This window comes from Methylomarinum sp. Ch1-1 (genome assembly GCF_030717995.2).
GTDB classification, from domain to species: Bacteria; Pseudomonadota; Gammaproteobacteria; order Methylococcales; family Methylomonadaceae; genus Methylomarinum; species Methylomarinum roseum.
In genome coordinates this window covers 4,213,772-4,239,118 of the sequence record NZ_CP157743.1, presented here as the reverse complement: position 1 = coordinate 4,239,118, position 25,347 = coordinate 4,213,772, and the positions used below count along the sequence as shown (strand labels likewise).

Here is a 25,347-nt window from a genome sequence, read left to right as displayed (position 1 = left end):
TATCTACGACAATATGACGCAAAAACTTTATATACAGACTAACGGCTGCCAGATGAATGAGTACGATTCCGACAAGATGCGGGATGTGCTGCAAACATCGCACGGGCTGGAAATGACGGAAAACCCCGAAGAAGCGGATGTGCTGTTATTGAATACCTGTTCGATCCGGGAAAAAGCCCAGGAAAAAGTGTTTTCGGCGGTCGGGCGCTGGAAAAAAATCAAAGACAAACGTCCCGATATCATTATCGGCGTCGGCGGCTGCGTCGCCAGTCAGGAAGGCGAGGCGATTCAGAAACGCGCTCCTTATGTCGATATCGTGTTCGGGCCGCAAACTCTGCATCGTTTGCCTGAATTATTGAATGAAGCCCGCAACGATCATAAAAAAGTCGTCGATATTTCCTTTCCGGAAATCGAGAAATTCGACGCCTTGCCGGAGCCGCGCGCGGAAGGCCCTAAGGCCTTTGTTTCGGTGATGGAAGGTTGCAGTAAATATTGTACCTATTGCGTCGTGCCTTACACCCGCGGTGAGGAAATCAGCCGTCCGCTTGAGGATGTGATCGCCGAAATCACCCGACTGGCGGAGCAGGGCGTCCGTGAAATCAATCTGTTGGGTCAGAATGTCAATGCCTATCGCGGCGAAATGGCGGACGGCGAGATCGCCAGTTTCGCCCTATTATTGCATTATGTGGCCGCCGTCGACGGCATCGATCGGATCCGTTTTACCACTTCGCATCCGTTGGAGTTCACCGACGACATCATCGAGGCCTTCGCGGAAATTCCAGAGCTGGTCAATCATTTGCATCTGCCGGTGCAAAGCGGCAACGACCGCATCCTGGCGGAAATGAAACGCGGTCATAGCCGCGCCGATTACCTGGAGATCATCAACAAGATCAAGGCGGCTCGTCCCGGCATCAGCTTGTCTTCCGATTTTATAATCGGTTTTCCCGGCGAAAGCGACGAGGAGTTTGAAGATACGATGAAGTTGATCGAGGAGGTGGGCTTCGATTTTTCCTACAGTTTCATTTTCAGCCCCAGACCGGGTACGCCGGCGGCCGATTATCCGGACCCGATCGGCGTCGACGTCAAAAAACAGCGTCTGGCCCGCCTGCAGGCTCGGCTGGATGAAATGACCCAGGCGATTTCTCGCTCCATGGTCGATACCGTGCAGACGGTGCTGGTGGAAGGCGTATCGAAAAAGAATCCCTTACACATGACCGGGCGCACCGAGAATAACCGGGTGGTAAACTTTGCCGCTCATCCCCGTTTGGTTGGCCAGTTCGTCGATGTCTTGATCACCGAGGCCTTGCCAAATTCTTTAAGAGGACGTTTGGTCGAGTCCTCCGTTGATAAAATTATAGAAAACGCTTAAGCCTTGTCCAGTTCCAATTTTTCCCAGGAAATCACGCTGTTACCTGCGGATAATCAACGCTTGTCCAATTTATGCGGTCAATTCGACAGCCATTTGCGACAAATCGAACAACGCCTGAAGGTTGAAATTTCCAATCGCGGCAACCATTTTAGGGTTAATGGTTTTGAGGATGCCGTCAAGGCCGCCTGTGCGGTGATCGAGAAGTTATTCGTCCTCGCCAAAGATGAGCTGATCACGCCTGAGCAGATTCATCTGGCGCTGCAGGACGCAAGTATCGATCAGATTATGCAATCGCCGTCTTCTCTAGCCGAGGAGTCGGTGTTTATCAAGACCAAGCGAGGCGTCATCAAAGGGCGAGGCGAGAACCAACAAGGTTACTTGCGGAAAATCTTGACTCACGATATCAATTTCGGAGTCGGGCCGGCCGGCACCGGCAAGACTTATTTGGCGGTCGCCTGCGCCGTGGAAGCGTTGCAACGGGAAAAGATTCGGCGCATCATATTGGTCAGGCCGGCCGTTGAAGCCGGTGAGAAACTGGGGTTTTTGCCCGGCGACATGGCGCAAAAGGTCGATCCATATTTGCGGCCTTTATATGACGCCCTTTATGAAATGCTGGGCTTCGAGAAAGTCGAGAAATTGATCGAGAAGAATGTCATCGAGGTGGCGCCGCTGGCCTTTATGCGCGGGCGGACATTGAACGACTCCTTTATCATTTTGGATGAAGCGCAGAACACCACGACCGAACAAATTAAGATGTTTTTAACTCGCGTCGGTTTCGGCTCCACGGCCGTCGTGACCGGCGACATCACCCAGATAGACCTGCCCAATGAAAGAATGTCTGGGCTGATACATGTGCTAAAGGTGCTGAAAGATGTCGAAGGCATCAGCTTCACCTTTTTCGGTGTCCGCGATGTGGTCAGGCATCCGCTGGTGCAGCGTATCGTGTCGGCCTATGAGCAGTATGAGCAGCGCCAGGAACAATAGTTTAGAACGATGAATCAACTGGACATCCAAATCGCCACAGTAGCGGGCGGACTTCCTGACAGACGGAAATTCCAGCAATGGGTGGATCAGGCGCTCGCCGATGTCGATACCGATACCGAAATCGTCATTCGCATCGTCGATGCGGCGGAAAGCGCCGAACTCAACGAACAATATCGCCATAAACAAGGTCCGACCAACATTCTCAGCTTCCCTTTTGAGGCTCCGCCCGGCATCGAGATGCCGTTGTTGGGCGATCTGCTTGTTTGTGCGCCGGTCGTGGCCGAAGAAGCGCGACAGCAACAAAAAAAACCTTATGATCACTGGGCCCATATTGTTGTGCACGGCGTGCTACATTTGTTAGGCTATGATCATATCGAGGAGACCCAGGCCGAACGGATGGAAGCCTTGGAAATCAAAATCCTACAACACTTGAATATACAAAATCCCTATCTGGAGGATAATGACTAATGAACGATGATAACCCCCCGAGTAGTCAGTCACAGCATAAGAGTTTCATTGACCGTATCGGTCAAATGCTGTCCGGGGAGCCGCATGACCAGGATGATCTGTTGGAAATACTGAGGGAAGCGCAGAAGAATAGGCTGCTCGACTCCGACGCCTTGGCGATGATTGAGGGAGTGTTACAAGTTAGTGAAATGCGGGTCAGGGATATCATGATTCCGCGTATTCAGATGGTAGTGGTGCCTAGGGACGCCGAACTGGAGACCATCTTCCCGCTGGTGCTGGAATTCGGTCACTCGCGGTTTCCGGTGATCGAAGAGGACCGCAGCAGAGTGGTCGGCATTTTGATGGCCAAGGATCTGCTGGCTTATGCCTTGCAGAATAAGTCTCTGAAGGTAGAAGACATTATGCGGCCGGTCAGTGTCGTGCCGGAGAGTAAGCGCCTGAACGTGTTGTTGAAGGAGTTTCGCACCGAGCGCAATCATATGGCGATCGTCGTCGATGAATATGGCATGGCCGCAGGTCTGGTCACCATAGAAGACGTGTTGGAACAGATTGTCGGTGAAATCGAGGACGAGCATGATGCCGCCGAGGAAGAATATATACTGCAGCGCAATAAGCGCGAATTTACCTTGAAGGCGCTGACGCCGATCGAGGAATTCAATCAATATTTTGCAGCCGACCTTGATGGTGAGGAGTGCGACACCATCGGCGGCTTCGTCGTTCAACAGCTGGAACATCTGCCTAAAAAGGGCGAAAAATTGGAATTTGGCCGCTTCCGCTTTGAGGTGTTACGCGCCGACAACAGGCGGGTGCATTTATTGAAATTGAAGCTTAGGAAAGAAAAGCATTTGGATTAATGTCTTCGTCGTATGACCTGAGTTCGGGTTAAGAAACCCGCCTGTATCAGGCAGTTCTTCCAGAAGACGCCGTTCACCCAGCATCTAAATAAACGAAGATGATTTATCGCAGCCATTAGCCTATGGAATTTAGGTGCTGGGTGAATACGTCCATGTGGGCTTGAGCGCGGCCTCCATGCCGCGCACACTTCTTCCAGAACGACCTGACACCGTCTTAAACGTCTGGAATATAAGATTATTTTATCCCGAATTGTGGTTATGTCTACGCTTTTAAAAGAAATATAGTAACTACTCACCCCCATTCGTAGGGTGGATAAGCGGAGCGGTCATCCACCGGGTCGGCATCTGAGCAGGCCGGAGTTTGTAACTCCGGTCTGAATCTTTCAATCCTATGCCAATAAAATCAAAACGTTCGGTGCGGGTTGAATAACCCGCCCCGCGCAGTTATGCAATTCAAAGTTGACTTTCAAGACGGTATCTACATGCCCTTCCGCGTTCGATAAGTGGGGCAAGTAATAGTCCGCTGAATAATGACAACTAAATTTTCTAATTAATTGGTTTTCTCGACCTTCAGCAAAATCCGCACCGCCTGTTGTTCAGTCGTGCGTCTGTGACTTAGAAAGCCCCGCTGTTGGCTCTCAGAATCTTGATTGATGGAGCCGATTTCCACCCATTTTCCCAGTTTGACGCGCAGTGTCGTATGAGCGCTTTGCGTTGCTATGATGCCTGGCCTGTCCATTTCATCCGTCCAGGGCCAAATTTCCAGCGTGACATAGTGTCCCGATAGCCTGGGGAGTACGGCAAAACCGCTGCTGGCTTCGATTAACCGGGTGTTGCTGGTGACGCTTGGATAACCATAGCCAGTGTCGTAAATGCTGATGTCGGTCAGCGGTTGTATGTTGCCGGTCTCGATATGGGCCGGTCTGCCCTCCAGTGTCCGGATAACCTGGGTATGTTTGTCGTTTTTGAAGCCTTCGGTGCTGCCGGCAAGACCGCGCATTTTCCCTCCACTCTGATGTGGCTGGTCTAGCGGCATGTGAATCGAGATAGCCGCCTCGGCATTGAGTTCACGGGCCGTTTTGTGCTGGCTCTGGATCACCGTGATGATCAGATTGGTTAACGCGGCATCCAGTTTTTTGATCAGAGCCTGAATGGTCGGCAGTCTGTCGACCGTGGTCCTGACAATCAGGCTGTCGCCGTTAGCGATGATCCTGTCAGAGCCTTCCAGCAGCGGCGAGATGAGTGGCTGGAGTTCCGCCGCCGGCCGATGCTGCAATGGAATGACTTCCAGTATTCTTTGCTCAGCATGTGGCAACGGGCTGGCGAGCAGCAACAGCCCCGCCAGTATCGCTTTAATGAACCGCTTAGGCATCCGAGATGGCGTCGTACAAGGCTAGATATTGGTTGGCGCTGTTCTCCCAAGAGAAGTCTTTTTTCATCGCGCTTTGCTGGATCTTTCGCCAGGCCTGTTTGTTTTCAAACAAAATCTGTGCGCGCTTGATCGCCTCCAACAGCGCGCCAGCCGAGGCGTCGTTGAAACTGATGCCGGTCGCGCTGCCGGCGGCGATGCTGTGGGGTAGCGCATCCTCGATCGTATCAGCCAGTCCGCCGGTCTTCCTGACGATCGGTATCGTGCCGTAACGTTGACTATACATTTGATTGAGACCGCAAGGCTCAAAGCGCGATGGCATCAGAAAGATATCGGCGCCGGCTTCGATTTGATGGGCCAATTGTTCATCGTAACCGATCGTGACGGCGATTTTATCCGGGTAAAGGTGTGCGAAATTTTTCACCTTCAGCTCGATGCTCTTATCGCCGCTGCCCAGTAGCACAATCTGCAAGGGCTGTTTGACCAAATGAGGTAAGCAGGCGAGCACCAGGTCGATGCCTTTTTGTTCCACCAAGCGGCTGATCAGGCCGAAAACCGGAATATTTTCATCGACCGGGAGCGACATTCTTTGCTGTAGCGCGGTTTTGTTCGGTAGTTTCTGTTTGATCGTGCGCGCGGTGTAGTTGCTGACGATGTGCTCGTCGGAGGACGGGTCCCATTGTTCCAGATCCATGCCATTCAAGATGCCGCTTAAAATCGTGTGTCTATGACTTAACAGGCCTTCCAAGCCGTAGCCGAATTCAGGCGTCTGAATTTCTTGGGCATAGGTCGGGCTGACCGTGGTAATGCGGTCCGAATAAACTAAACCGCCTTTGATGAAAGACAGCATGCCATGATATTCCAGGCCGTCGGGGTGCCATAATTGGCCTGGCAAGTTCAGCGCCGAAAAGATTGCGCCCGGGAAAACCCCCTGATAAGCCATGTTATGAATCGTGAATACCGTCGCCGGGGCTTTGCTTTCCAACGACAGCAGCGCCGGCACCAGGCCGGATTGCCAGTCATTGCAATGCACGATATCCGGTGTCCAGTCCAGATGGGCCCTGTTCATCGCGACCTCGGTGGCAAGGCGGCAAAACAATGCGAAGCGTTCGGCGATGTTATGCCAGGGATTGCCGTGATCGTCGACATAGGGATTGCCCGGATAATCGAAAAACGGGCGGTAGTCGACCAGCCAGGCGATCACGTCGCTATCCGGCAAATGGGTTTCCAGGATGTTGACATCACGATTGTCGACGCGCAGCGTGCAGATGTAGCGGGGTTTTTCTACATGCTGGATGTCTTGATAATTCGGCATGATCAGGCGTATATCCTGGCCGTGTTCGGTTGCTGGCTCAGACTCCGTTTCCGTTGTGGCGTCGATGATGGGACCTTGGCCCAGTTTGGCCAAGGCCTTAGGGAGGCTGCCGGCGACGTCGGCCAAGCCGCCGGTTTTGATCAGCGGGTGCGCTTCGGAGGTGACAAAGAGTATTTTTTTCATCGCGGCGTCATTAGCGTTTGAAGATGATTCCACCCAGTGGCGGCAGAGTGACGGTAATCGAGTGATCGAGAGTCATCCATGGCAGAGGTTCGGACAGAGCCTGGCCATTACCGGTATTGCTACCGTGATAAAAGCTGGAATCGGAATTGAAGATTTCGGTATAAGTGCCGGCTTCTGGAACGCCGATACGATATTGCTCTCGCGGCACCGGGGTGAAATTCAAGATGACGATTAACTCTTCGTGCTCTGTTTTACGGCGATAACTGATTACCGATTGATTGACGTCGTGGCAATCGATCCATTCAAAGCCCTGATGATCGAAATCATATTGATACAAGGCTGGATGCGTCGTATAGAGTTTGTTGAGATCCTTGACCAAAGTCAGCAGCCCTTCATGGTGCGGATAGTCCAGCACATACCAGTCCAGCACTTGATTGAAGTTCCATTCGCTGCCTTGGCCGAATTCGCAGCCCATGAACAGTAGCTTTTTACCCGGATAAGTAAACATGAAGGTGTAAAGCAGTCTTAGGTTGGCGAAACGCTGCCATTCATCGCCGGGCATCTTGTTCAGCAGCGAACTCTTGCCATGCACGACTTCATCATGGGAAAAAGGCAGGATGAAGTTTTCCGAAAATGCATAGAGCATGCCGAAAGTGAGTTGATCATGATGATATTTGCGATTGACCGGATCTTCCTGAAAGTAAGAAAGGATGTCGTGCATCCAGCCCATGTTCCATTTCATCGAGAAGCCCAGTCCGCCGGTCCAAGTAGGGCGGGTGACCTGGGGCCATGAGGTCGATTCTTCCGCCATGATGACGGTGCCGGGATGTTGTTCATGAGTGACCGAGTTCAGGTGGCGCATGAAATCGATCGCCTCCAGGTTCTCATTGCCGCCATACATGTTGGGAATCCAGTCATTGTCTTCGCGCGAATAGTCCAGATAAAGCATCGAGGCGACGGCATCGACCCGCAGACCGTCGAGATGATATTCCTCCAGCCAGAAAAAAGCGCTGGCGAGCAGAAAGTTTCTGACTTCATTGCGGCTGTAGTTATAGATCAGCGTGCCCCAGTCGCGGTGTTCACCCTTGCGTGGATCTTCGTGTTCGTACAACGGCGTACCGTCGAAGCGAGCCAAGGCGAATTGATCCTTGGGGAAATGCGCGGGAACCCAATCGAGCAAGACGCCGATATTGTTTTGATGACAGTGATCGACGAAATAGCGGAAATCGTCCGGCGAGCCGAAACGACTGGTGGGCGCGAAGTAACCGCTGGTCTGATAGCCCCAGGAAGCATCGAGCGGATGTTCGGTAATCGGCAGCAATTCGATGTGGGTGAAGCCCAGCTCTTTGACATAGTCGACCAACTGCTTGGCAAGCTGTCTATAATTGAGGAAATTACCTTGCGCATCGCGTTGCCAGGAGCCGAGATGAACCTCGTAGATCGACATCGCCTCATGCTGCCAATTGTTTTGTTGGCGATGTTCCATCCAATTGGCGTCTTGCCAGCGATAGTGGTTTTCCCGACAGACGACTGCCGCCGTTTGCGGGCGGAATTCGAATTGTTGACCGTATGGATCGGTTTTTACCAGGATTTCGCCGCTGTAACGGTTGATCAGCTCGAATTTATAGAGGTTGCCGACAGTCAGACCGGGAATGAAAATTTCCCAGATGCCGCTGCCGCCGAGGTTACGCATCGGGTGACAGCGTCCGTCCCAGCGATTGAAATCACCGACGACGCTGACGCGTTCGGCATTAGGCGCCCAGACGGCGAAATGCACCCCTTCAATGCCGTCGATGGTATGAAGGTGCGCTCCCAGTCTTTGATAAATGTGCCAATGACGTCCTTCGGAAAATAAGTGCTGGTCAAATTCGGGCAACACGGTGCCGAAATCGTAAGGATCGTATTGCCGATGGGGCTTGCCGTTTTTGTCGACCCAGTGGAGTTGATAATGTTCGTTTAAATCCTCCTTGTCGGCATCGCAGACGAACATATCGGTACCCGGAATCCGTTCAAAATCGGGGCCTTTAGCGCCCAGCTGAACGCTTTCCGCAAACGGTAAAAAAACTTTGATAATATCTTTGCCATTCACCGTGTGTGGCCCTAACACGGAAAAAGGATCATGGTGCTTTGCATCAATAATTTTTTTTGTATCCGAATCAAGCGTGATTTTTTTGATGTGCTTGTTCATTTCGCAATGCCTCAGTATAGTAGGAGTTTTAAAGGGAATACTAACAAATTCAGGGGGGGTAATGAAATATTGTTATCGACTCCGAGCAGTTGTACTAGTATATCTTTAAGCGGTTGAGCAGGTATGCAAAGTTTGCAATAAAAATAATGCGCGCTATTTAGGCATTTGACAAAAACAAGAAATCATCAGCAGATATCCAAAAAAGGGGATGCCAATGTCGGAAGAGAATAAACAGCAACCAGAACGCTTTGTCAGTCATCTAACACGTAATACCATTGCCCTGATCTTGGCGGGTGGGCGCGGCTCGCGTCTGAAACAGATGACGGACTGGCGCGCTAAACCCGCGGTGCCTTTCGGCGGAAAATTCAGGATTATCGATTTTCCATTATCTAACTGTATCAATTCCGGGATACGCAAGGTGGGAATCTTGACCCAGTATAAGGCGGATTCGTTGATTAGACATGTCCAGCAGGGCTGGGGGTTTTTGCGTGGTGAATTCGGCGAATATGTCGATTTAATGCCGGCTCAGCAAAGGCATTCCGAGCATGACTGGTATTTAGGGACGGCGGATGCGATTTACCAGAATATCGATATCTTGAGGCATCGTAATCCAGAATTCGTGCTGGTGCTGGCCGGTGATCATATCTATAAAATGGACTATGGCGCGATGCTGGCCGACCATGTCGCTAATAAGGCCGATTTAACGATCGGTTGTCTCGAGGTCCCGCTGGAAGACGCCAAGGCCTTCGGCGTCATGCATGTCGATGACGACCGCCGGGTTAAGGCCTTCGTAGAAAAACCGGAAAATCCGCCGCTGATGCCGGGCAAAACCGATAGCGCATTGGCCTCGATGGGGATCTATGTTTTTAATGCCGATTTTTTGTTTGAGCAATTGATTAAAGACGCCGACACCAAGGGCTCCAATCGTGATTTCGGCAAGGATATCATTCCGGCGGTCATCGATAAATATCGGGTCAATGCCTATCCTTTTTTGGACATGCAGAATGGCGTACAAAGTTACTGGCGCGATGTTGGAACGATCGATGCCTATTGGTCGGCTAACATGGAGTTGATCGGCGTTAAGCCGGATTTGAATTTGTACGATAAGACTTGGCCGATCTGGACCTATCAGGCGCAAACGCCGCCGGCCAAATTTGTCTTTGACGACGATGACAGGCGAGGGCAGGCGATAGACTCTATGGTCTCAGGCGGTTGTGTCGTATCGGGTTCCACGGTCAGACATTCTTTATTGTTCTCTCAGGTGAGGGTCAATTCCTATAGTCTGGTCGAGGACTCGGTGGTGCTACCGGATGTGAATATCGGCAGGCACTGTCGTATCAAGAAGGCGATCATCGAAAAGGGTTGCGACGTACCGGAAGGCACCGTGATTGGCGAAAACCGGGAAGAGGATGAAAGGCGTTTCCATGTGAGTCCTGGTGGCGTGGTGTTGGTAACTTCCGATATGTTGGGACAGAGACGACATTATGTCAGATAAGAAGCTGAAGCTGGTGCTGTGCTGGCACATGCATCAGCCCGAATACCGGGACAGGCAGACCGGTAAATTCATGTTGCCATGGACCTATCTGCACGTCATCAAGGATTATGTCGACATGGTGGCGCATTTGGAAGCGGTTCCTGCGGCCAAGGCGGTAGTCAATTTCGCGCCGATCCTGCTGGAACAAATCGAAGATTATGCCGCCCAGATTAACCGTTTTTTAAGCGAGCGCAGTCTGATCAAGGATCCTTTGCTGGCGGCCTTGGCGGGGCAGGCGGTTCCTAGTCACGCTGCCGATCGATTGAAATTGCTGAAAAACTGCATGAAAGCCAATCGAGAAAGACAGGTCGATCGTTATCCGGTTTTTTCCCGATTGGTCGATATGGCGAGCTGGGTCGAGTCGCATCAGGACAGCGTTAACTATGTCAATGAACAGTTCATCACCGATATACTGGTTTGGTATCACCTGGCCTGGTTGGGAGAAACGGTAAAAAAAGACGATAATCGTGCGCAAAGGTTGATCGAAAAAGCCTCGGGTTTTAGCTTTGACGACCGATTAGAATTGCTGGAACTGATCAATGATTTGCTGAAAGGCGTCATCGGTCGATATAAAACGCTGGCGATTCAGGGGCGGGTGGAGTTGTCGGTGACTCCATATGCCCATCCGATCATGCCGCTGATGCTGGATATTGCCTCAGCCCATGAAGCGATGCCCGATGCCTCGTTGCCTGAGCTTAAATCTTATCCAGGCGGTGAAGAGCGGGTGTTATGGCATTTACAAAAAGGCATTGATACCTTCCAACAATTCTTTGGCTTTAGGCCGCTAGGGTGCTGGCCTTCCGAAGGCAGCGTCAGCGCCAAAACCTTGGATTTGCTGTCCGAATTCGGCTTTAAATGGACGGCTAGCGGAGGCAGTGTCTTGCATAATAGCTTACATGCGTCTGGAATCGAGGCCAAGGGGGTGCATCATCCCTATAAGCTAGCCGATAGCGACATAGCCTGTTTTTTTCGTGATGATGGCTTATCCGATTTAATTGGCTTTGAATATTCCAAATGGCACGCCGATGACGCCGTCGCCGACTTGATTCATCATCTAGAAAATACCGTCCGCCATGAGCCGGCGGGCAGCGTGGTTTCGATTATCATGGATGGCGAAAACGCCTGGGAATATTTTCCTGAAAACGGCTATCATTTTCTGAGCGCCTTGTATCGGCGCTTGAGTGATCATCCGAACATAGAATTGGCGACCTTCTCCGAATGTCTCGGCGACCATGTGACGGTCAAGTCCTTGCCTAAGTTGGTGGCGGGCAGTTGGGTATACGGCACTTTTTCCACCTGGATCGGTAGCCCCGATAAGAACAGGGGATGGGATATGCTAGGCGACGTTAAAGAGAGTTTTGACAAGGCCGTTTTATCCGGTAAATTAACCGAACAGGCCATTGCCGAAGCGGAGTTGCAGCTTGCGGTCTGCGAAGGGTCAGATTGGTTCTGGTGGTTTGGTGATTACAATCCCGGTGAGGCGGTCAGTGATTTTGAAAAGCAGTATCGGTTGAATCTGACTAATTTGTATCGACTATTGGATGAGGAGCCTCCGGCCTATCTTGAGCTGTCTTTTACCAAGGGCGCTGGCGCCCCGGCCATGGGCGGCGCGATGAGGCGTGGTAAAGAAATTTAATCATTATGGTTAATTAACCTACTGCAGGTTGTTTCCCTATTTGGCTTTCAAGACCCGGCATGAATGCGTTGTTGGCAACAAACAGCTCCTGCTCACGTTGCACCTTGTGTTGGCAGATTCTGACCGCCAGGGACGGTGGGAATGCCAGCGCCCGCCTGGAGCGGGAGTGGTAGACCGCCAGGGACGGTGGGAATGCCAGCGCCCGCCTGGAGCGGGAGTGGTAGACCGCCAGGGACGGTGGGAATGCCAGCGCCCGCCTGGAGCAAAAATCTGCCTTGTTGTCGACAGTCTTGAAAACCAAATAGGATACAGCCTAAGTCAAATTCACCTGTGGTTTGTTAATAGCCATATTAAACATTTTGTAAAAACGGATAATGAGCGACCATTTAAACAAACGCCGCGCCGGCATTCTACTTCATATCACCTCCTTGCCAGGAGCAGGCCAATGTGGAGACCTGGGGGAGGAGGCTTATAATTTTATCCGTTTCCTTCATGATGCAGGCATCAGCGTCTGGCAAACCCTGCCGCTAGGTATACCGCATGGCGATGGTTCCCCTTACCAATGCATGTCGGCCCATGCCGGCAATCCGGCGTTAATCAGCATCGAGTGGCTGGAAAATAAAGGTTGGTTGCAACGCACCGGGCGCGCCGAGGTCAGTTACGAAGGCTATGGCTTGGTGATCAGTAACTTGGTCAGAAAAGCCTTTCAGGGGTTTAAGGAGTTAGCGACGGGCACCGAACAAGAAGATTTCGTCAGTTTTTGCAGCGAAAAGGCCTACTGGCTGGATGAGTTCGCCCTGTTCTATGCCTTGCATAAAAAATTCGGCGGACGCAGTTGGAATCATTGGCCGGAGTATCTGAAGCAAAGGGAGCCTAAGGCGATCAGGGAAGCCAGGAAGCGCTTGAGTGAAACCATCGAAATCATTAAATTCGAACAATACGTGTTTTACAATCAATGGCAAGAGCTCAAACTGTTTGCCGAACAGCATGATGTGCTGTTATTTGGCGATATTCCTATTTTTGTCTCTTATGACAGCGCCGATGTCTGGGCTAATCGTCAGGCTTTCAAGCTTGATGAAGAGGGCGAGATGCAAGTGGTGGCCGGCGTGCCGCCGGATTATTTTTCCGCCACCGGTCAGCGTTGGGGCAATCCGCACTACGACTGGGATTATCTGTTGAGCACGAATTTCAGATGGTGGCGGGAAAGAATCAAAACGCAGGATGAGTTGTTCGATATCTTGCGCATCGATCATTTTCGCGGTTTGGAATCGGCTTGGGAAATACCGGCCAGCGAAGACACGGCGATTAATGGCCAATGGATTGCCGCCCCCGGTCATGCCTTGCTGAAGGCGATTAAGGCGGAATATCCGTCCCTGTCGTTAGTCGCCGAGGATTTGGGGGTTATCACCGAAGAGGTGGAGGCGCTGCGGGATGATTTTTCCTTGCCCGGGATGAAGATATTGCAGTTCGCCTTTGACGGTGGCGCCGATAATCCTTATTTGCCGCATAATTGTACGCAAAACAGCGTGGTCTACACTGGCACGCATGACAATGACACGACGTTAGGCTGGTTTAATGCGCTTAATGATGACGAGAAGCATCGTGTTTATGAGTATCTGGGGTTTACTCAAACTCAAATGCCTTTCACCTTGATCGGCACCGCATTTGCGTCGGTTGCTAACTTGGCCATAGTGCCGATGCAGGATGTTCTATGTCTGGGCTCCAAATTCCGCATGAATACGCCTGGCACCATCGAAGGCAACTGGCGTTGGCGATTCGAATGGGATCAGTTAACGGAAGAGCATGCGGGCAGGTTAAAGCACTTAGTGGAGCTGTTTGGTCGCCGATGTGAGTAATCTAAGTAGTGCCTGACCGAAAATTGATTATCCCTAAAATAATCAATGGGATATAATGAATTCCGGGAAATGAGTTTGCAGCCCAAAATCACGATTGTTGCGTTGCTCAATCCGTAAGGTACTGATTTTAGGTGAGCGCCGCCATAAAAATTTACGAAAACCAGAAATCTTCGTCCGTTGAAATCCTATGCGCACCGTCAAGAATCCGCAAATGAGCCTCGGTCAGGTCGATATTGCCGACATCGAGATTAACCTCAAATCCAGAGACGACATCCCGCAACTGCTGCTAGGGTTGCAGTACATCTATACCACGCCCGAACTGCGCGACCGTGTGTTCGCCATCCTCGAGCAGGTTATCCCCTACCGAAGCGGTCAGGGCCTTAGCGAAGCAGAGCGTCAGCAACCCGCTGACCCAGGGCGCGGTCGGCCCGGCCTGGAACAATGGAAAATTCTAGTGCTGGGCGTTTTGCGTCTGGGCCTGAATACCGACTATGACCGCATCCATGAACTGGCCAACCACCACAATACCATTCGACAGATGCTGGGCCATAGCGACTGGTGTGACGACACGAAGTATTCTCTCCAGCGCATCAAAGACAATCTGAGGCTGTTCACCCCGGAACTGTTCGATCAAATCAACCAGGAAGTGGTCAGAGCCGGCCATGCCCTGGTAAAAAAAAAGCCAAACGCTGGGCCAACCGTCCGCAGTGACTCGACTGCCGCCGCGACGGTCGACCACAGCGATAAACTGAGAGGGCGGTGCGATTCCTTTGTGGTCGAAACCGACGTCCATTTTCCGACCGACATCAACCTGCTGTATGATGCGATCCGCAAAGCCATTGAAGAGAGTCATACGCTGGCGAAACACTATGACCTGCCGGACTGGCGCCAATACCGGCACAACATCCGGCGACTCAAACAACAGTACCGAAGAGCTCAACAGCTCAAACGCTCCACCAGCCAGGATGAAAACAAACAAGCCGTACGGGAACAAGCCATCCAACAGGCTCATCAGACCTACCTGGACCTGGCGAGCGCCTACCTGGGCAAATCCGAGCGCACCTTAAAACAAGCCCTGGACCGTGGCGCCCTGGCCGATGAAACGCAGCCGTTGCAATCCTACCAGGCCTATGCCCGCCTGCTGCTGGACCAAATTGAGCGCCGCGTCATACGCAGCGAAACCATCCCTCATGCCGAAAAGATCTTCTCCGTGTTTGAACCGCACACCGAATGGATCAGCAAAGGCAAAGCTTCCGCTCCTGCTCACGCTCCTTACCTACATCCCTGTAGGCAAAGCAGGCGTCCCGGTTGAGTTGGGTTTAAGGGTCTGCGTGATGGAGGACCACCATCGCTTCGTTCTTCACCACCTAGTGATGGAAAAGCAAACCGATGACAAAGTCGCCGTCGACATGGTCACCGAAACGCGCCGGCGCTTCCCCGAACTGACCGTGACCAGCTTCGACAAAGGCTTTCACAGCCCGGCTAACCAAAAGGAACTGAAAAATCATCTGGAACAGGTGATTCTGCCCAAAAAAGGCCGACTCAGCGCCGCGGATCAAGCGCGGGAAGGCAGCAATGCTTTTAAACAACTACGCCACCAACACTCCGCCGTGGAATCGGCCATCAATGCCCTGGAGCATAACGGCTTGGATATCTGCCCCGACCACGGCCTCGATGGCTTCAAACGCTATGTCGCACTGGCGGTCGTCTCGCGCAATATCAAACGGTTGGGCGCCATCCTGCGTCAGCAGGCGCAGGCGAAAGAAAAACGCAAGCGCGGCCCCTACCAACAAGCGGCCTGAACAATACCATCGGAGCGAGAAAAGGCTCACTACAGGATAGTTGCGCCCGCAGACCGGTGAATGGCCCGCTAATGAAGAAATCAGACGAGACAGCGATGGATTTTTTCCGGAAAATGGCCTGGGCTGATCAAAATGAGTGTGGCAAAAGTTGGGTATCGGTTGAAAAAAAGGCTTTTTCTGTCAGACACTAAGTAGTATCAATTCCGCCGTGAAAAGACAGCAATTCCCATCAGTTTGAGTATTTTTGCGGGGTTTAGGGCATGGGGTGTGTCTATCGAGGAGCGCCGTTCACCCAGCACCTAAATTATCCTGGAATGTAAAATATAGTCCTGTAGCCATGGAATTTAGGTGCTGGGTAAACCCATCCCTGGGGGGCTTGACGGCAGCATCCTTGCTGCCGACATCCTCGCCAAACACACCCCATGCCCTTTTTGAACGCCAAAGTGGGAATTGCTGGTGAAAAGAAGTGGATGGAGCAAACATCGGCTTCATGTCTTTCGTGGCGATTTTCCATATAGCGAGTCACCGGAATTGCCCTAGTCGCGAAGACTAGTACTCAGTCATGTTAAATATGACGGGTACTCGATAGGCGCCAGCCATGCCCTTTTTGAACACCAAGCAGGGAAATGAGCTACCTCATTAAATAGAAGCGCACCGGTTTTTGATGCGCTTCACGGTGTTCGACACATCCTAAGGCAACGCCACATTGGCATGCAATCGTAGGGTGATTCGCCGCCAGGCAATGCGCCTGGATACCACAATGACCTATTTTGCCTCCGGTGGCGGTTTTTGGCGGCTTGCTTCGCGAAGCCCCGCCCTACGAAGGCAAGACGGTGCTTTGCGTAGGAGCTCCGCCCTCGACGCGAAAAGCAAGTGGTCCGCATCGCTATGCGAAATGCGGGTCAACGAGGTCCTGAACGATTCAACCGTGACTAGAGTAAGTTAAACGTTCGGGGCGGGTTAAATAACCCGCCCCGCCCAGAAGGTATTTTTTAATGAGGGAACTCTGGGGAAATGTTGAGGTAGGTGCGAATTTATTCGCATTGCCCGGCTAAATCTGCACCTACATTCACAATTGCCGGCAGAATAATATTGGCTCTATGTACTAGGGTTATGATATTAATCGTCGTCTTCGCGTCTGGGCTGATGCTCTGGGATGGGAAGCAAGGGGATGTTATAACTTTTGATGATAGCTTGAATCTGGTCGATATTGTTGTCGATCAGTCTCTCCAGCTGTTCCTTTCTCTTATTGTCGCCATAACGAACCGCCATCGCCATTGAGAAGTCAAACTTAAGGCCGGGAACCGACTGCATCGGAATCATTGTGTAACTGTCTTCAGGACTTTGTGAGATGATATAACCCGCCATCGGACCCCAGAGTAAGACCATGTCGATGACGCCGTTGCGAAGATCTTTGTCGATCTGCATGGCGGCATTATTTTTGTCGTCTCCGGTCATGCTTTGGTAGGGGATGCCCTGATCCAATAAGCCTTGTCTTTGCAGCCAGGCAGTGCCGGGACCCCGGTCAAACATCGCGATTTTTAAAGCTTCTTGACGCTGCAGTGGCAGCTCCGCCAGTTGTGACGCCTCGCTGATATCGTCCCAGCCTCTGCCTTTAGCGATCAATAAAACATAGGTGGAATGAAAATAAGGCTTGGTGGTTTTGGCGAAATCGAAGCCCGATGGGACGCCGATGACGACATCGCAGCGATACTGGTTGGTGTTTTCAATTTCGGCTTTCAAGGTGTTGCGGATAAAGCCGATGCGCTGAGGAAACCAATAGTATTCCAGTTCCTGGCCTAATTGGTCGGCGAACAGCCGCGCGATCTTGTTTTCATAGCCGGTTTGTTCCTTGGTGGAGTAGGGCGGGTTGAGCGGGTCGGCGCAGACCTTGAATTTTTCCTGGGCGTGACTGACTGAGCCAGTCAGTAGGCCGATGCATGCAAGCATTTTAATGGAATCAGAAATGACCTTCATAAATCTCCTCATTGGTTAAACTGGTTTTTGTATGCCGTATTGTAGCCCGGATACAGTGCAATGGGATCCGGAGAGTGTTTTTGCTACACCCGGTTTTTCGCAGGCTGCGAAACGTTGTTTTTGATCTCTGTTCGGTATAAGAATCATGAAGAGTATCAGGTATTGATTCCATAAGGCGCTGTCAATATGTCCTCGGCAGCTCAACTGGCTCCTGCCTTGGCTCATCGCTATGCAGCACGCTTCTTCCATCAACAGCTGATACTCATAGTCTATATTGCGAACAGTTAGGCTATTTTAACAGCAAAAAAAAACCCCGGCCGAAAGACACGGCCGGGGCTCTTTATTAAAGTCTTTCTAAAAAGTCAGACTTTATTATTTACCAGGTAAAGCGAATACAGTCAATACACCACCCAGTTTGGTGTAAGAGCTCAGGCTTCTGTATGCGCCAACTGCCCCTAGGCCTTCAGAGTTGGAGGACTCTTCACCTGAATCCAGACCGGCTGCGATACCGATGCCGGCCCAACCGCCGATGCCTGACAGTACGCCAACGTATTGTTTACCGTTGTATTCCCAAGTGTTGACGTTACCGATGATGCCTGATGGGGTTTTGAATCTGTATAGTTCTTTACCGGTTTTCGCATCAACTGCTTTCAGGTAGCCTTCCAGCGTACCGTAGAAAACCACGCCGCCGGCAGTCGCCACAGAGCCAGACCATACAGAGAATTGCTCTTTGTTAGACCAGACGATTTTACCCGTAGTCGCATCCCAAGCGGTGAATTGACCCAGGTTGTAAGAACCATCAGGTTTGCCGGTCATGACGTCGCCTTGTGCTGGACGCATGGTCAGAGTCGCGCCTACATAGGGTTGGCCTGCTGTGTAAGAAACTTCGAAGGGTTCGTAGTTCATGCACAGGTGATTGCCTGAGATGTAGAAGTAACCGGTTTGCGGTGAGTAAGAAACGGGTTGCTGGTTCTTAGCACCCAACGCCGCCGGACAGATGTCGGTGGTGTTTTCGTCTTCGCCGTTGAATTCGGTTGAGTAGCGATCGACCACTTGAGGACGGCCGGATTTCATGTCGACATGAGTCGCCCAGTTAACGGTTTTGTCGAATTTTTCGGCAACCAACAGTTCACCGGTGACACGGTCCAAGGTGTAGCCGAAACCATTACGGTCGAAGTGAACGGCGGTTTTGCGCATTTGGCCGTTGATTTTTTGGTCAACCAGCGCAACTTCGTTGATGCCGTCGAAATCCCACTCATCGTGTGGCGTCATTTGGTAGACCCATTTGACTTCACCGGTGTCGGCGTCACGCGCCCACAGAGACATGGACCATTTGTTGTCGCCTGGACGTTGTGCCGGGTTCCAGGTCGAAGGGTTGCCTGAACCGTAATAGACCAGGTTCAAGTCAGGATCGTAGCTGTACCAGCCCCAAGTGGTGCCGCCGCCGATTTTCCATTGGTCGCCTTCCCAAGTTTTCAGGCTTGAGTTAGCGCCGACTTTTTGAACTTTACCGTTTTCCCAGGTAGTGGTTTTGTTAGGGTTGATCAGCGTGTCTGCGTCTGGACCCATGCTATAACCTTTCCAGACCAGCTCGCCGGTACGGATGTCATAGGCGGCCAGGAAGCCACGAACACCGAATTCACCGCCGGAAATACCGGTCAGGACTTTGTCTTTGACAACCAGAGGCGCTTGCGTGTTGGTCATGCCCAGTTTAGGATCGCCGTTTTGCACGCTCCAGACGCGTTTACCGGTTTTTGCATCCAATGCTGTCAAAACAGTGTCGGATTGTTGCAAGAAAATCTTGCCGTCGCCGTATGCCAGGCCTCGGTTAACGGTATCACAACACATAACCGGGATAGTGACATCTGCATCCATAGTCGGTGTGTATTCCCAGATGACCGCTTGGGTTTTTTGGTCGATCGCGTAAACGGTGTTGGGGAAAGGAGTGTGGATGTATAGAACGTCGTTAACAACTAAAGGACCACCTTCATGACCACGCAGTACACCGGTAGAAAAAGACCAGGCTGGTTGCAGGTTTTTTACGTTTTTGTTATTGATTTGATCCAGTTCGCTGTAACGGGTGCCGGCATAGTTGCCGCCCCAGGTCGCCCAGTTAGCCGGGTTTTGTGTCAGTTTTTCAACGCCGCTGTTAGCAGTAGATACAGTTGGTGCAGCTAGTAAAGCAGCTACAGTTGAAGCAAGCAGCCAGCTTTTTACAGGCTTCTTCATATGTTTCCTCCTGGTATTCTGTTAATTAGACAGAGTACGATTTTGTGTTATTAAGACTAATATTAGTTTTAAAGCTTTTATTGGATGGCTTTACTTATAATCCAGTTTATGCTCAACCTGAATCCATTGATTGCGGCCATACCAGATGCGTAAATTGAATGATTTTGCCTTAAAAGTCAACTATAAATAGCCTCTGGCTAGGGTTTATAGCGGCTCCGGTTTATTCAGTGAATCGTGATCAGTCATGCTAAGTGCATGAAATTACACTGTTCCGGTATGTGTTTATGGAGGGCTGAACATAGGACTGAAGAACAATCCAGTCAAATCAATTAAAACAGCCTATACGAAGGCGCCGGAAGGTCTATAAGGCCATCTATTACACCGACACCCTCAGGCGTAATATGGTACGCTAAATTTTATGAAATGGCATTAAGTGCTGCGTTAAAGTTCGTTTTTCTCTGTACAATGCGATCCTGCGTCAGCTCGAAAAAAAACGCTAAAATAAGGTATGGAGCGCGCCTGTCGATGAAAACCATGGGGGCGGGCATCCTTGTCGCCGCAATCGTCGCCAGCCACACCTTACGCACTTTGTGATCTCCATATATGGGAAGTGCCGCCAAACGCCCCATATCTGCGGTAACGTAGTATGATCTCCAAGGGAGTCATGAGCTGCTTATTGTTGCTTAATTCTGGAGTATTAATGCACTCGAAATTATGCCGGGACACTTAATGGAGCTATCGGAAATTCTTCTTGTCGCCTTCAGTTTGTTATTTCTGGCGATGGTGACCGCCGGTCTCAGCAGACATTTGACGGTCCCCTATACCGTGATGCTAGTGATTCTGGGTATGGCGATTAATCTGGCCAAGTCATATATTCCTTTTTTTCCGCTGTTGAAAAATTTCCATATCACCAGTGAATTAGTGCTTTTCGTCTTCTTACCCGCGCTGATTTTTGAAGCGTCGTTGAAAATCGATGCGCGAGAGTTGTTGAAAAATATTTGGCCGGTATTGTTGCTGGCAATTCCTGGCATGTTGATTTCGATGCTATTGGTGGGGATAGGTCTGTGGTTCACACTGGATGTCGACATAGCCGTGGCGTTGTTGTTCGGCGCCTTGATTTCCGCCACCGATCCCGTCGCCGTCGTCGCGATTTTCAAAAACTTGGGCATATCCAAACGCTTGACGGTGCTGGTTGAAGGGGAGTCGCTGTTCAATGACGCGACCGCCATCGTGTTGTTTAATATGATCTTGGCGATGGTCTTGACGCCTCAGTTTTCCTATAGCAATGCATTGCCGGCAATCCCGGAGTTTTTCCGGGTATTTCTCGGCGGGATAGGCGTCGGCGTAGTGGTTGCCTTGCTGATGAGTGAATTGATGGTCAGATTGAACCATGAAGATTCTTCGGCGCCGGTGGTTTTCTCCCTGATCATGCCCTATTTCTGTTTCATCTTTGCCGAGCATGCCTTTGAGGTGTCCGGCGTCATGGCGGTATTGAGCGCGGCCATTTGCCTCAACGTGGCCGGCCTGATGCGTCTCTCCGGCGAGACTAGCGACGCCGTTTACACCACATGGGAAGTACTCGTATTGATCTGCAATTCGCTATTGTTTTTGCTGATCGGCATGTCGATCGATATCGTGGTGTTGGCCCAGTATTGGCAGCCGATCGCGTTTGCCGTCATCGCGGTCACCGTCGCCCGAGGTATTGGCGTCTATGGTTTTTTACCGATGACGATTAAGCTTTTTAGGCTGCCTAGGGTCGATGTTAGTAGCCAGCACATGATGTGGTGGGGCGGATTGAGAGGCGGGTTGGCGATCGCCATCGTGTTGACGGTGCCGGATACGCTGGCGGAAAAACGATTGTTGTTCGAACTGACTCTGGGCGTGGTCTTGGTGAGTCTGTTGATCAATGCCTCGACGATCCGTTACTTGATTCGTTGGCGTAGAATCGACGGGCTGGCCGAGGGTGAGAAGGCGGAATTGCAACAGAATCTGGAACGGGTCAATAATGCGGTCGATGCGGTATTGCAGCAGTTCTCACAGATGCATTTGTTGGATAAGGAGCTCAAGCTGTCGATAGAGCATGAGATGGAACAGGACTTACAAAGCCATAGTCAAGACTTGAATCGCTCGCAGCGTCTGGAATTGGTCCGTATCAATGCGATTGACGCGGAAAAGGACGAGTTGGAGCTGTTGCAAGATATCGGCTTATTGAATTATTACACCTATCTGACCTTCAGGGATTTGCTGCATCATGATCAGGCGCGTAGCTCTCAGCAACCGAAGAAGCGAAATGACAATCTGGCGGAAGCGAAGAACATCTTCGTTCGCAGCGAATGGCGAATCATCAACTTTCTCGGTCAGCATGACTGGACGCAATCGTTATTGACGAAGTATCAGGAATTGCGTTTTTCCAACCGCTTGCAGCATGATATCGCCGGCGTCTTGCTGGCGCATGCGGCGTTGAGACTGCTCAAGGAGCAAGAACATTTTCTAGACCCTTATCAATATCATCGGCTCAGAAATGTATACCAGGATAGGCTGAGAAGGCGACAGTTACGCTTACGGACTTTTGCCGAACATTACAGCGATTTTTATCATCAATATGAAAACGTGTTGTTTCAGCGCGTCGCATTGAAATATTCGCTGAAGCTGATTAACGACGAACATGAAGAGGGAAAAATCAGCACCAAGGTCTACAATCATATCGGCAAGCGGCTGCATGTCGCGTTGAAAAAACTGCCGATGATGAAAACGGCGCTCAGTTTGAATCGTAGAGATGACTGGATTAACCATGTTTCGCTGTTTAAGGGATTGCCCGAACAGGAACTGGAAAAGTTGGCTGGCAATGCCCAATACGTCAACTTTTTGTCAGGCGATACGATTTTTAACGAAGGCGATAAGGGCCATGCCATTTATATTCTGGTTGGGGGCAGGTTGAATGTCTTCAAATTGAATCAGCATGGACAAAACCAACACTTGGCCGAATTAAGGGAGGGCTGCGTGGTTGGAGAACATGCTTTGTTTGAAGAATCGCGGCGTTCGGCGACGGTCGTCGCCAAAACCTATGCCACCTTGTTGCGTTTGACGATTAAGGATATTACTCAACTCAGCAAGGTATTGCCGGAGCTGCAGAGCCGTCTGCTGGCAATAGACAGAGAGCGCATAGAGAACACGACCGGAAAATGAATTTGGCAGGCATTAAACTGGGGGGATTCAATCCATTGCGAGCGTCTTGTATATTGTTTGGCTCGGGTTGAAAGATTCGGGATGGAGTTTCACCCCGTTAGAGGGGTTTCTCAATGGCTTAATTCATATGCGCTCGAATCTCCTTAAACGAGCGTATCCAGGGTTTGAGTGGGGTGAAACGGCGGCTATCACGCATGGCGAGCTGGCGGTCGCGAAAGCGGCCATAGACAACGGTATAGTGCGGTCGATTGTCGTGCTGCCGGCGGTAAACGGCATAATCGCCGATTACTTTCTGTCTGCGGATAAATGCATTTGCCGCCTGGCTAGAACTGAATACCCCCAGTTGCAGGGTGAAATGAGTTTGGCTCTGGTTTTTGATCCAGGCATCATCAAGGATGCGCTTTTTCGTTGCGGCGGGACGTTGTGTCTTATCGGCGACGGCAGGCGCACTCTTAGGGCTTGCTTGAAGGTCTAATTGACCGGCGCCCAGACATTCGGCGACGGCCAGTTCCCGACCTTTTTTGACGGTCAGGTATTTGTCGTGAAAGGCCTGGTCTATGGCCTTATGCGCCGACTTGCCGTTCCGATAACGCGAGTATTGCCCCGGTCCGCCGTTGTAGGCGGAATAGGTGGCCCTCGCCAAGTTATCGAGGCCGCCGCGTCTTTTGTGTTCGCCGTTTTTGATTGCGTAACGAGTCATGTAGTTGAGCAATATTCGGCTGCCGGCGTCGATGTTGTAGTCAATATCCCAGCGCAGTTTGTGTTGGTCGACGAATCCGCGCCAGACTCTTTCGTTAATTTGCATGATGCCGGTATCACCAGTGTTGGAGCGTAACGGGACGATTTTTTTCTGCTTTACCACATATTGTCGCCAACAGCTTTCCTGCCAGGCCGTGGCCATCAGCAGTTTTCTGAATACAGCTTGTTGGGCTGATGTCAATGAGCCATTATTCGCGCTCGCACTGAGGGCCTTGTCGCGTAGCAGATCCCGCACCGTCAACAGGTAGGCCGCCAATTCATCGTCGGCAGGAACCCACCGGTTCAGCGGTCTAGTCGCCGCCGCCTGTGCGCTGCCGATCGGCCAGAGGTCGAAAGCGGTCTCGCCGCGCACGTCGGCGGCCTTGGGGAATCGAAACAGGCGCAACAGTTCCGGGTCCTCTGCCTGATCATAGTTTAACGGGGCGCCTTCGCGATCATGATTCAGCATCCTCGCCAGCCTGCGCAAACCATCGACTGAAATAGTCAAGCCGAAGCGGGGGCCTAATTTGTCCAGGGTGCGTAATGCATCGCTCGCGGTGACCAGGGTCATCAAACCCAGCGTCGCATGTTTGGGGTTTTTGGCGCTGATTTGTTGCAAAACTGGAATCAGTCGCGTCCAACTGTCTATAAACCAATGTCTGAGCGGATCGTCGGTTTGGTTTTGTTGCAATGCCTCCTGCAATTGATAACGCGCATCCAGTAGAATGTCGAACAGCGCCAGTCTGAGCTCCTCAAGTTCGGTGGCGGCCGCATAGTGTTTAATCGCATAGGTTAGCAGGGCATCCATGCTTTGCCATTTCTGTTGCCATTGTTCTTGCTCCTGTTCGGTCAAAGGCCGCTCGGGCTGCTGGGGTAGGCTAATGGGGGCCAGCTGGAACATTAAATCCCCGCGTATGCCGTTTGCGGCGACTTGTAAATCGGCTATCTGCAATGACGCCAGCAGACTGTCCAACTGCGCATGCGTATGCCTGGGTAGAAACAAGGGTAGAACGTCTTGCAGTTCCTCAATGGAGGAAGTCAGGTCGAGGCGGAAACGCTTGAACCACGGATGTATTTGTTTTCTGGCTTGGTCCCATATCGGGCCGGAGCTTAGGCGTTCGTTATCGAGGCTGATTAAATGACTGTCCAGCACCCGTAGATAAAGCAGGCGCGGATTATCCGGGGCGATGGCCGGATCGCTGATAATTTGCGCATAACCCTGCCAGTCTAATAGTTTCACACAGCGGTCCAGCATTTTGACGGCCAGGCTGACGTCGAGTCGGGAAAGGATTTGCAAGTGTTGGTTAGCTTCGCTCAGTTTCGGCTCGGACAGGACGATGCTGCTGCAGCCGTTGGGGTCGTTTAACAGCTCCGTTGAAACGTCTTCTCCAGGGAAAAGCTGGTTCACGACCAGCTGACGCAGCAGCGGGAAGTCGAGTTGCAAGGGAACTTTGACCGTTTCCGCCTGGAGCGCTTGGCTGGACAGTAGCAGCATCAACGCCATGCCATGGATTGAGGATTTGATGTTTTTCGGACGCATAGTGAGTTTGGTCAGTGGTGAAACTCAAGTATAGCAATAAGACGGGCTTCGTTATCGAACATCGATGACGGCATTTTGATCGGTGATCAGTCGGCCCGTTTTTGGCCATGATCATGGCT

The 25,347-nt window shown here is 51.3% G+C and carries 14 protein-coding genes and 1 pseudogene; 9 read left to right on the top strand and 6 right to left on the bottom strand.

Features of this window, described 5'->3' with window-relative positions; translation table 11 throughout:
* The first annotated feature begins 13 nt into the window (after positions 1-13).
* Genes miaB through Q9L42_RS19130 form a run of 4 tightly spaced genes read left to right on the top strand, consistent with a single transcriptional unit; the run spans position 14 to position 3,675 of the window.
* Positions 14-1,369 carry a tRNA (N6-isopentenyl adenosine(37)-C2)-methylthiotransferase MiaB gene (gene miaB / locus Q9L42_RS19145; protein ID WP_349431630.1) on the top strand — a complete coding sequence of 452 codons (1,356 nt, stop codon included), beginning with the start codon at positions 14-16 and terminating at the stop codon, positions 1,367-1,369.
* A 3-nt stretch (positions 1,370-1,372) separates the two neighbouring features.
* Complete coding sequence (locus Q9L42_RS19140) at positions 1,373-2,353, top strand: PhoH family protein (RefSeq protein ID WP_305906786.1); 981 nt, start codon at positions 1,373-1,375, stop codon at positions 2,351-2,353.
* Positions 2,354-2,362: 9 nt separating this feature from the next.
* The gene (gene ybeY / locus Q9L42_RS19135; RefSeq protein ID WP_349431629.1) at positions 2,363-2,821 is read left to right on the top strand and encodes an rRNA maturation RNase YbeY; all 459 of its coding nucleotides are present in this window, start codon (positions 2,363-2,365) and stop codon (positions 2,819-2,821) included.
* Positions 2,821-3,675 (top strand): HlyC/CorC family transporter, encoded by an 855-nt coding sequence (locus tag Q9L42_RS19130; protein ID WP_349431628.1) that lies wholly within the window; start codon positions 2,821-2,823, stop codon positions 3,673-3,675. The genes ybeY and Q9L42_RS19130 overlap by 1 nt, the downstream gene beginning before the upstream one ends.
* A gap of 550 nt (positions 3,676-4,225) precedes the next feature.
* Here the strand turns inward: Q9L42_RS19130 and Q9L42_RS19125 are convergent.
* The 3 genes from Q9L42_RS19125 to glgB are packed head-to-tail and all read right to left on the bottom strand — an operon-like array spanning position 4,226 to position 8,730.
* Complete coding sequence (locus Q9L42_RS19125) at positions 4,226-5,047, bottom strand: type II and III secretion system protein (RefSeq protein WP_305906788.1); 822 nt, start codon at positions 5,045-5,047, stop codon at positions 4,226-4,228.
* Positions 5,040-6,542, bottom strand: a complete 1,503-nt coding sequence (gene glgA / locus Q9L42_RS19120; protein WP_305906789.1) for a glycogen synthase GlgA — start codon at positions 6,540-6,542, stop codon at positions 5,040-5,042. Before glgA ends, Q9L42_RS19125 begins: the two co-directional genes overlap by 8 nt.
* 10 nt (positions 6,543-6,552) lie before the next feature.
* On the bottom strand, positions 6,553-8,730 hold the full coding sequence (gene glgB / locus Q9L42_RS19115; protein ID WP_349431626.1) for a 1,4-alpha-glucan branching protein GlgB: 2,178 nt from the start codon (positions 8,728-8,730) through the stop codon (positions 6,553-6,555).
* A 214-nt stretch (positions 8,731-8,944) separates the two neighbouring features.
* Between glgB and glgC the strand changes: the two genes are divergently transcribed.
* The 4 genes and pseudogenes from glgC (at position 8,945) to Q9L42_RS19095 (ending at position 15,558) form a co-directional block, all read left to right on the top strand.
* Positions 8,945-10,225 (top strand): glucose-1-phosphate adenylyltransferase, encoded by a 1,281-nt coding sequence (gene glgC / locus Q9L42_RS19110; protein ID WP_305906791.1) that lies wholly within the window; start codon positions 8,945-8,947, stop codon positions 10,223-10,225.
* A complete protein-coding gene (locus Q9L42_RS19105) occupies positions 10,215-11,900 on the top strand; it encodes a glycoside hydrolase family 57 protein (protein ID WP_349431625.1) in 1,686 nt (561 codons plus the stop codon). The genes glgC and Q9L42_RS19105 overlap by 11 nt, the downstream gene beginning before the upstream one ends.
* A 374-nt stretch (positions 11,901-12,274) precedes the next feature.
* Positions 12,275-13,756 (top strand): 4-alpha-glucanotransferase, encoded by a 1,482-nt coding sequence (gene malQ / locus Q9L42_RS19100; protein ID WP_305906792.1) that lies wholly within the window; start codon positions 12,275-12,277, stop codon positions 13,754-13,756.
* Between the two features lie 187 nt (positions 13,757-13,943).
* Positions 13,944-15,558 (top strand): annotated as a pseudogene (locus tag Q9L42_RS19095) (ISNCY family transposase).
* A gap of 1,119 nt (positions 15,559-16,677) precedes the next feature.
* Here Q9L42_RS19095 and Q9L42_RS19090 read toward each other — a convergent pair.
* Positions 16,678-17,535: a quinoprotein dehydrogenase-associated putative ABC transporter substrate-binding protein gene (locus tag Q9L42_RS19090; RefSeq protein WP_305906793.1), complete on the bottom strand. Its 858-nt coding sequence runs from the start codon at positions 17,533-17,535 to the stop codon at positions 16,678-16,680.
* A 372-nt stretch (positions 17,536-17,907) separates the two neighbouring features.
* Positions 17,908-19,764 (bottom strand): methanol/ethanol family PQQ-dependent dehydrogenase, encoded by a 1,857-nt coding sequence (locus tag Q9L42_RS19085; protein WP_305906794.1) that lies wholly within the window; start codon positions 19,762-19,764, stop codon positions 17,908-17,910.
* 714 nt (positions 19,765-20,478) lie between these two features.
* On the opposite strand from Q9L42_RS19085, the gene Q9L42_RS19080 reads away from it, so the two are divergent.
* On the top strand, positions 20,479-22,950 hold the full coding sequence (locus Q9L42_RS19080) for a cation:proton antiporter (protein WP_305906796.1): 2,472 nt from the start codon (positions 20,479-20,481) through the stop codon (positions 22,948-22,950).
* 118 nt (positions 22,951-23,068) lie between these two features.
* On the opposite strand, the gene Q9L42_RS19075 is transcribed toward Q9L42_RS19080, so the two are convergent.
* Positions 23,069-25,228, bottom strand: coding sequence for a transglycosylase SLT domain-containing protein (locus Q9L42_RS19075; protein WP_349431624.1), 2,160 nt, complete (start codon positions 25,226-25,228; stop codon positions 23,069-23,071).
* Between the last annotated feature and the right edge of the window lie 119 nt (positions 25,229-25,347).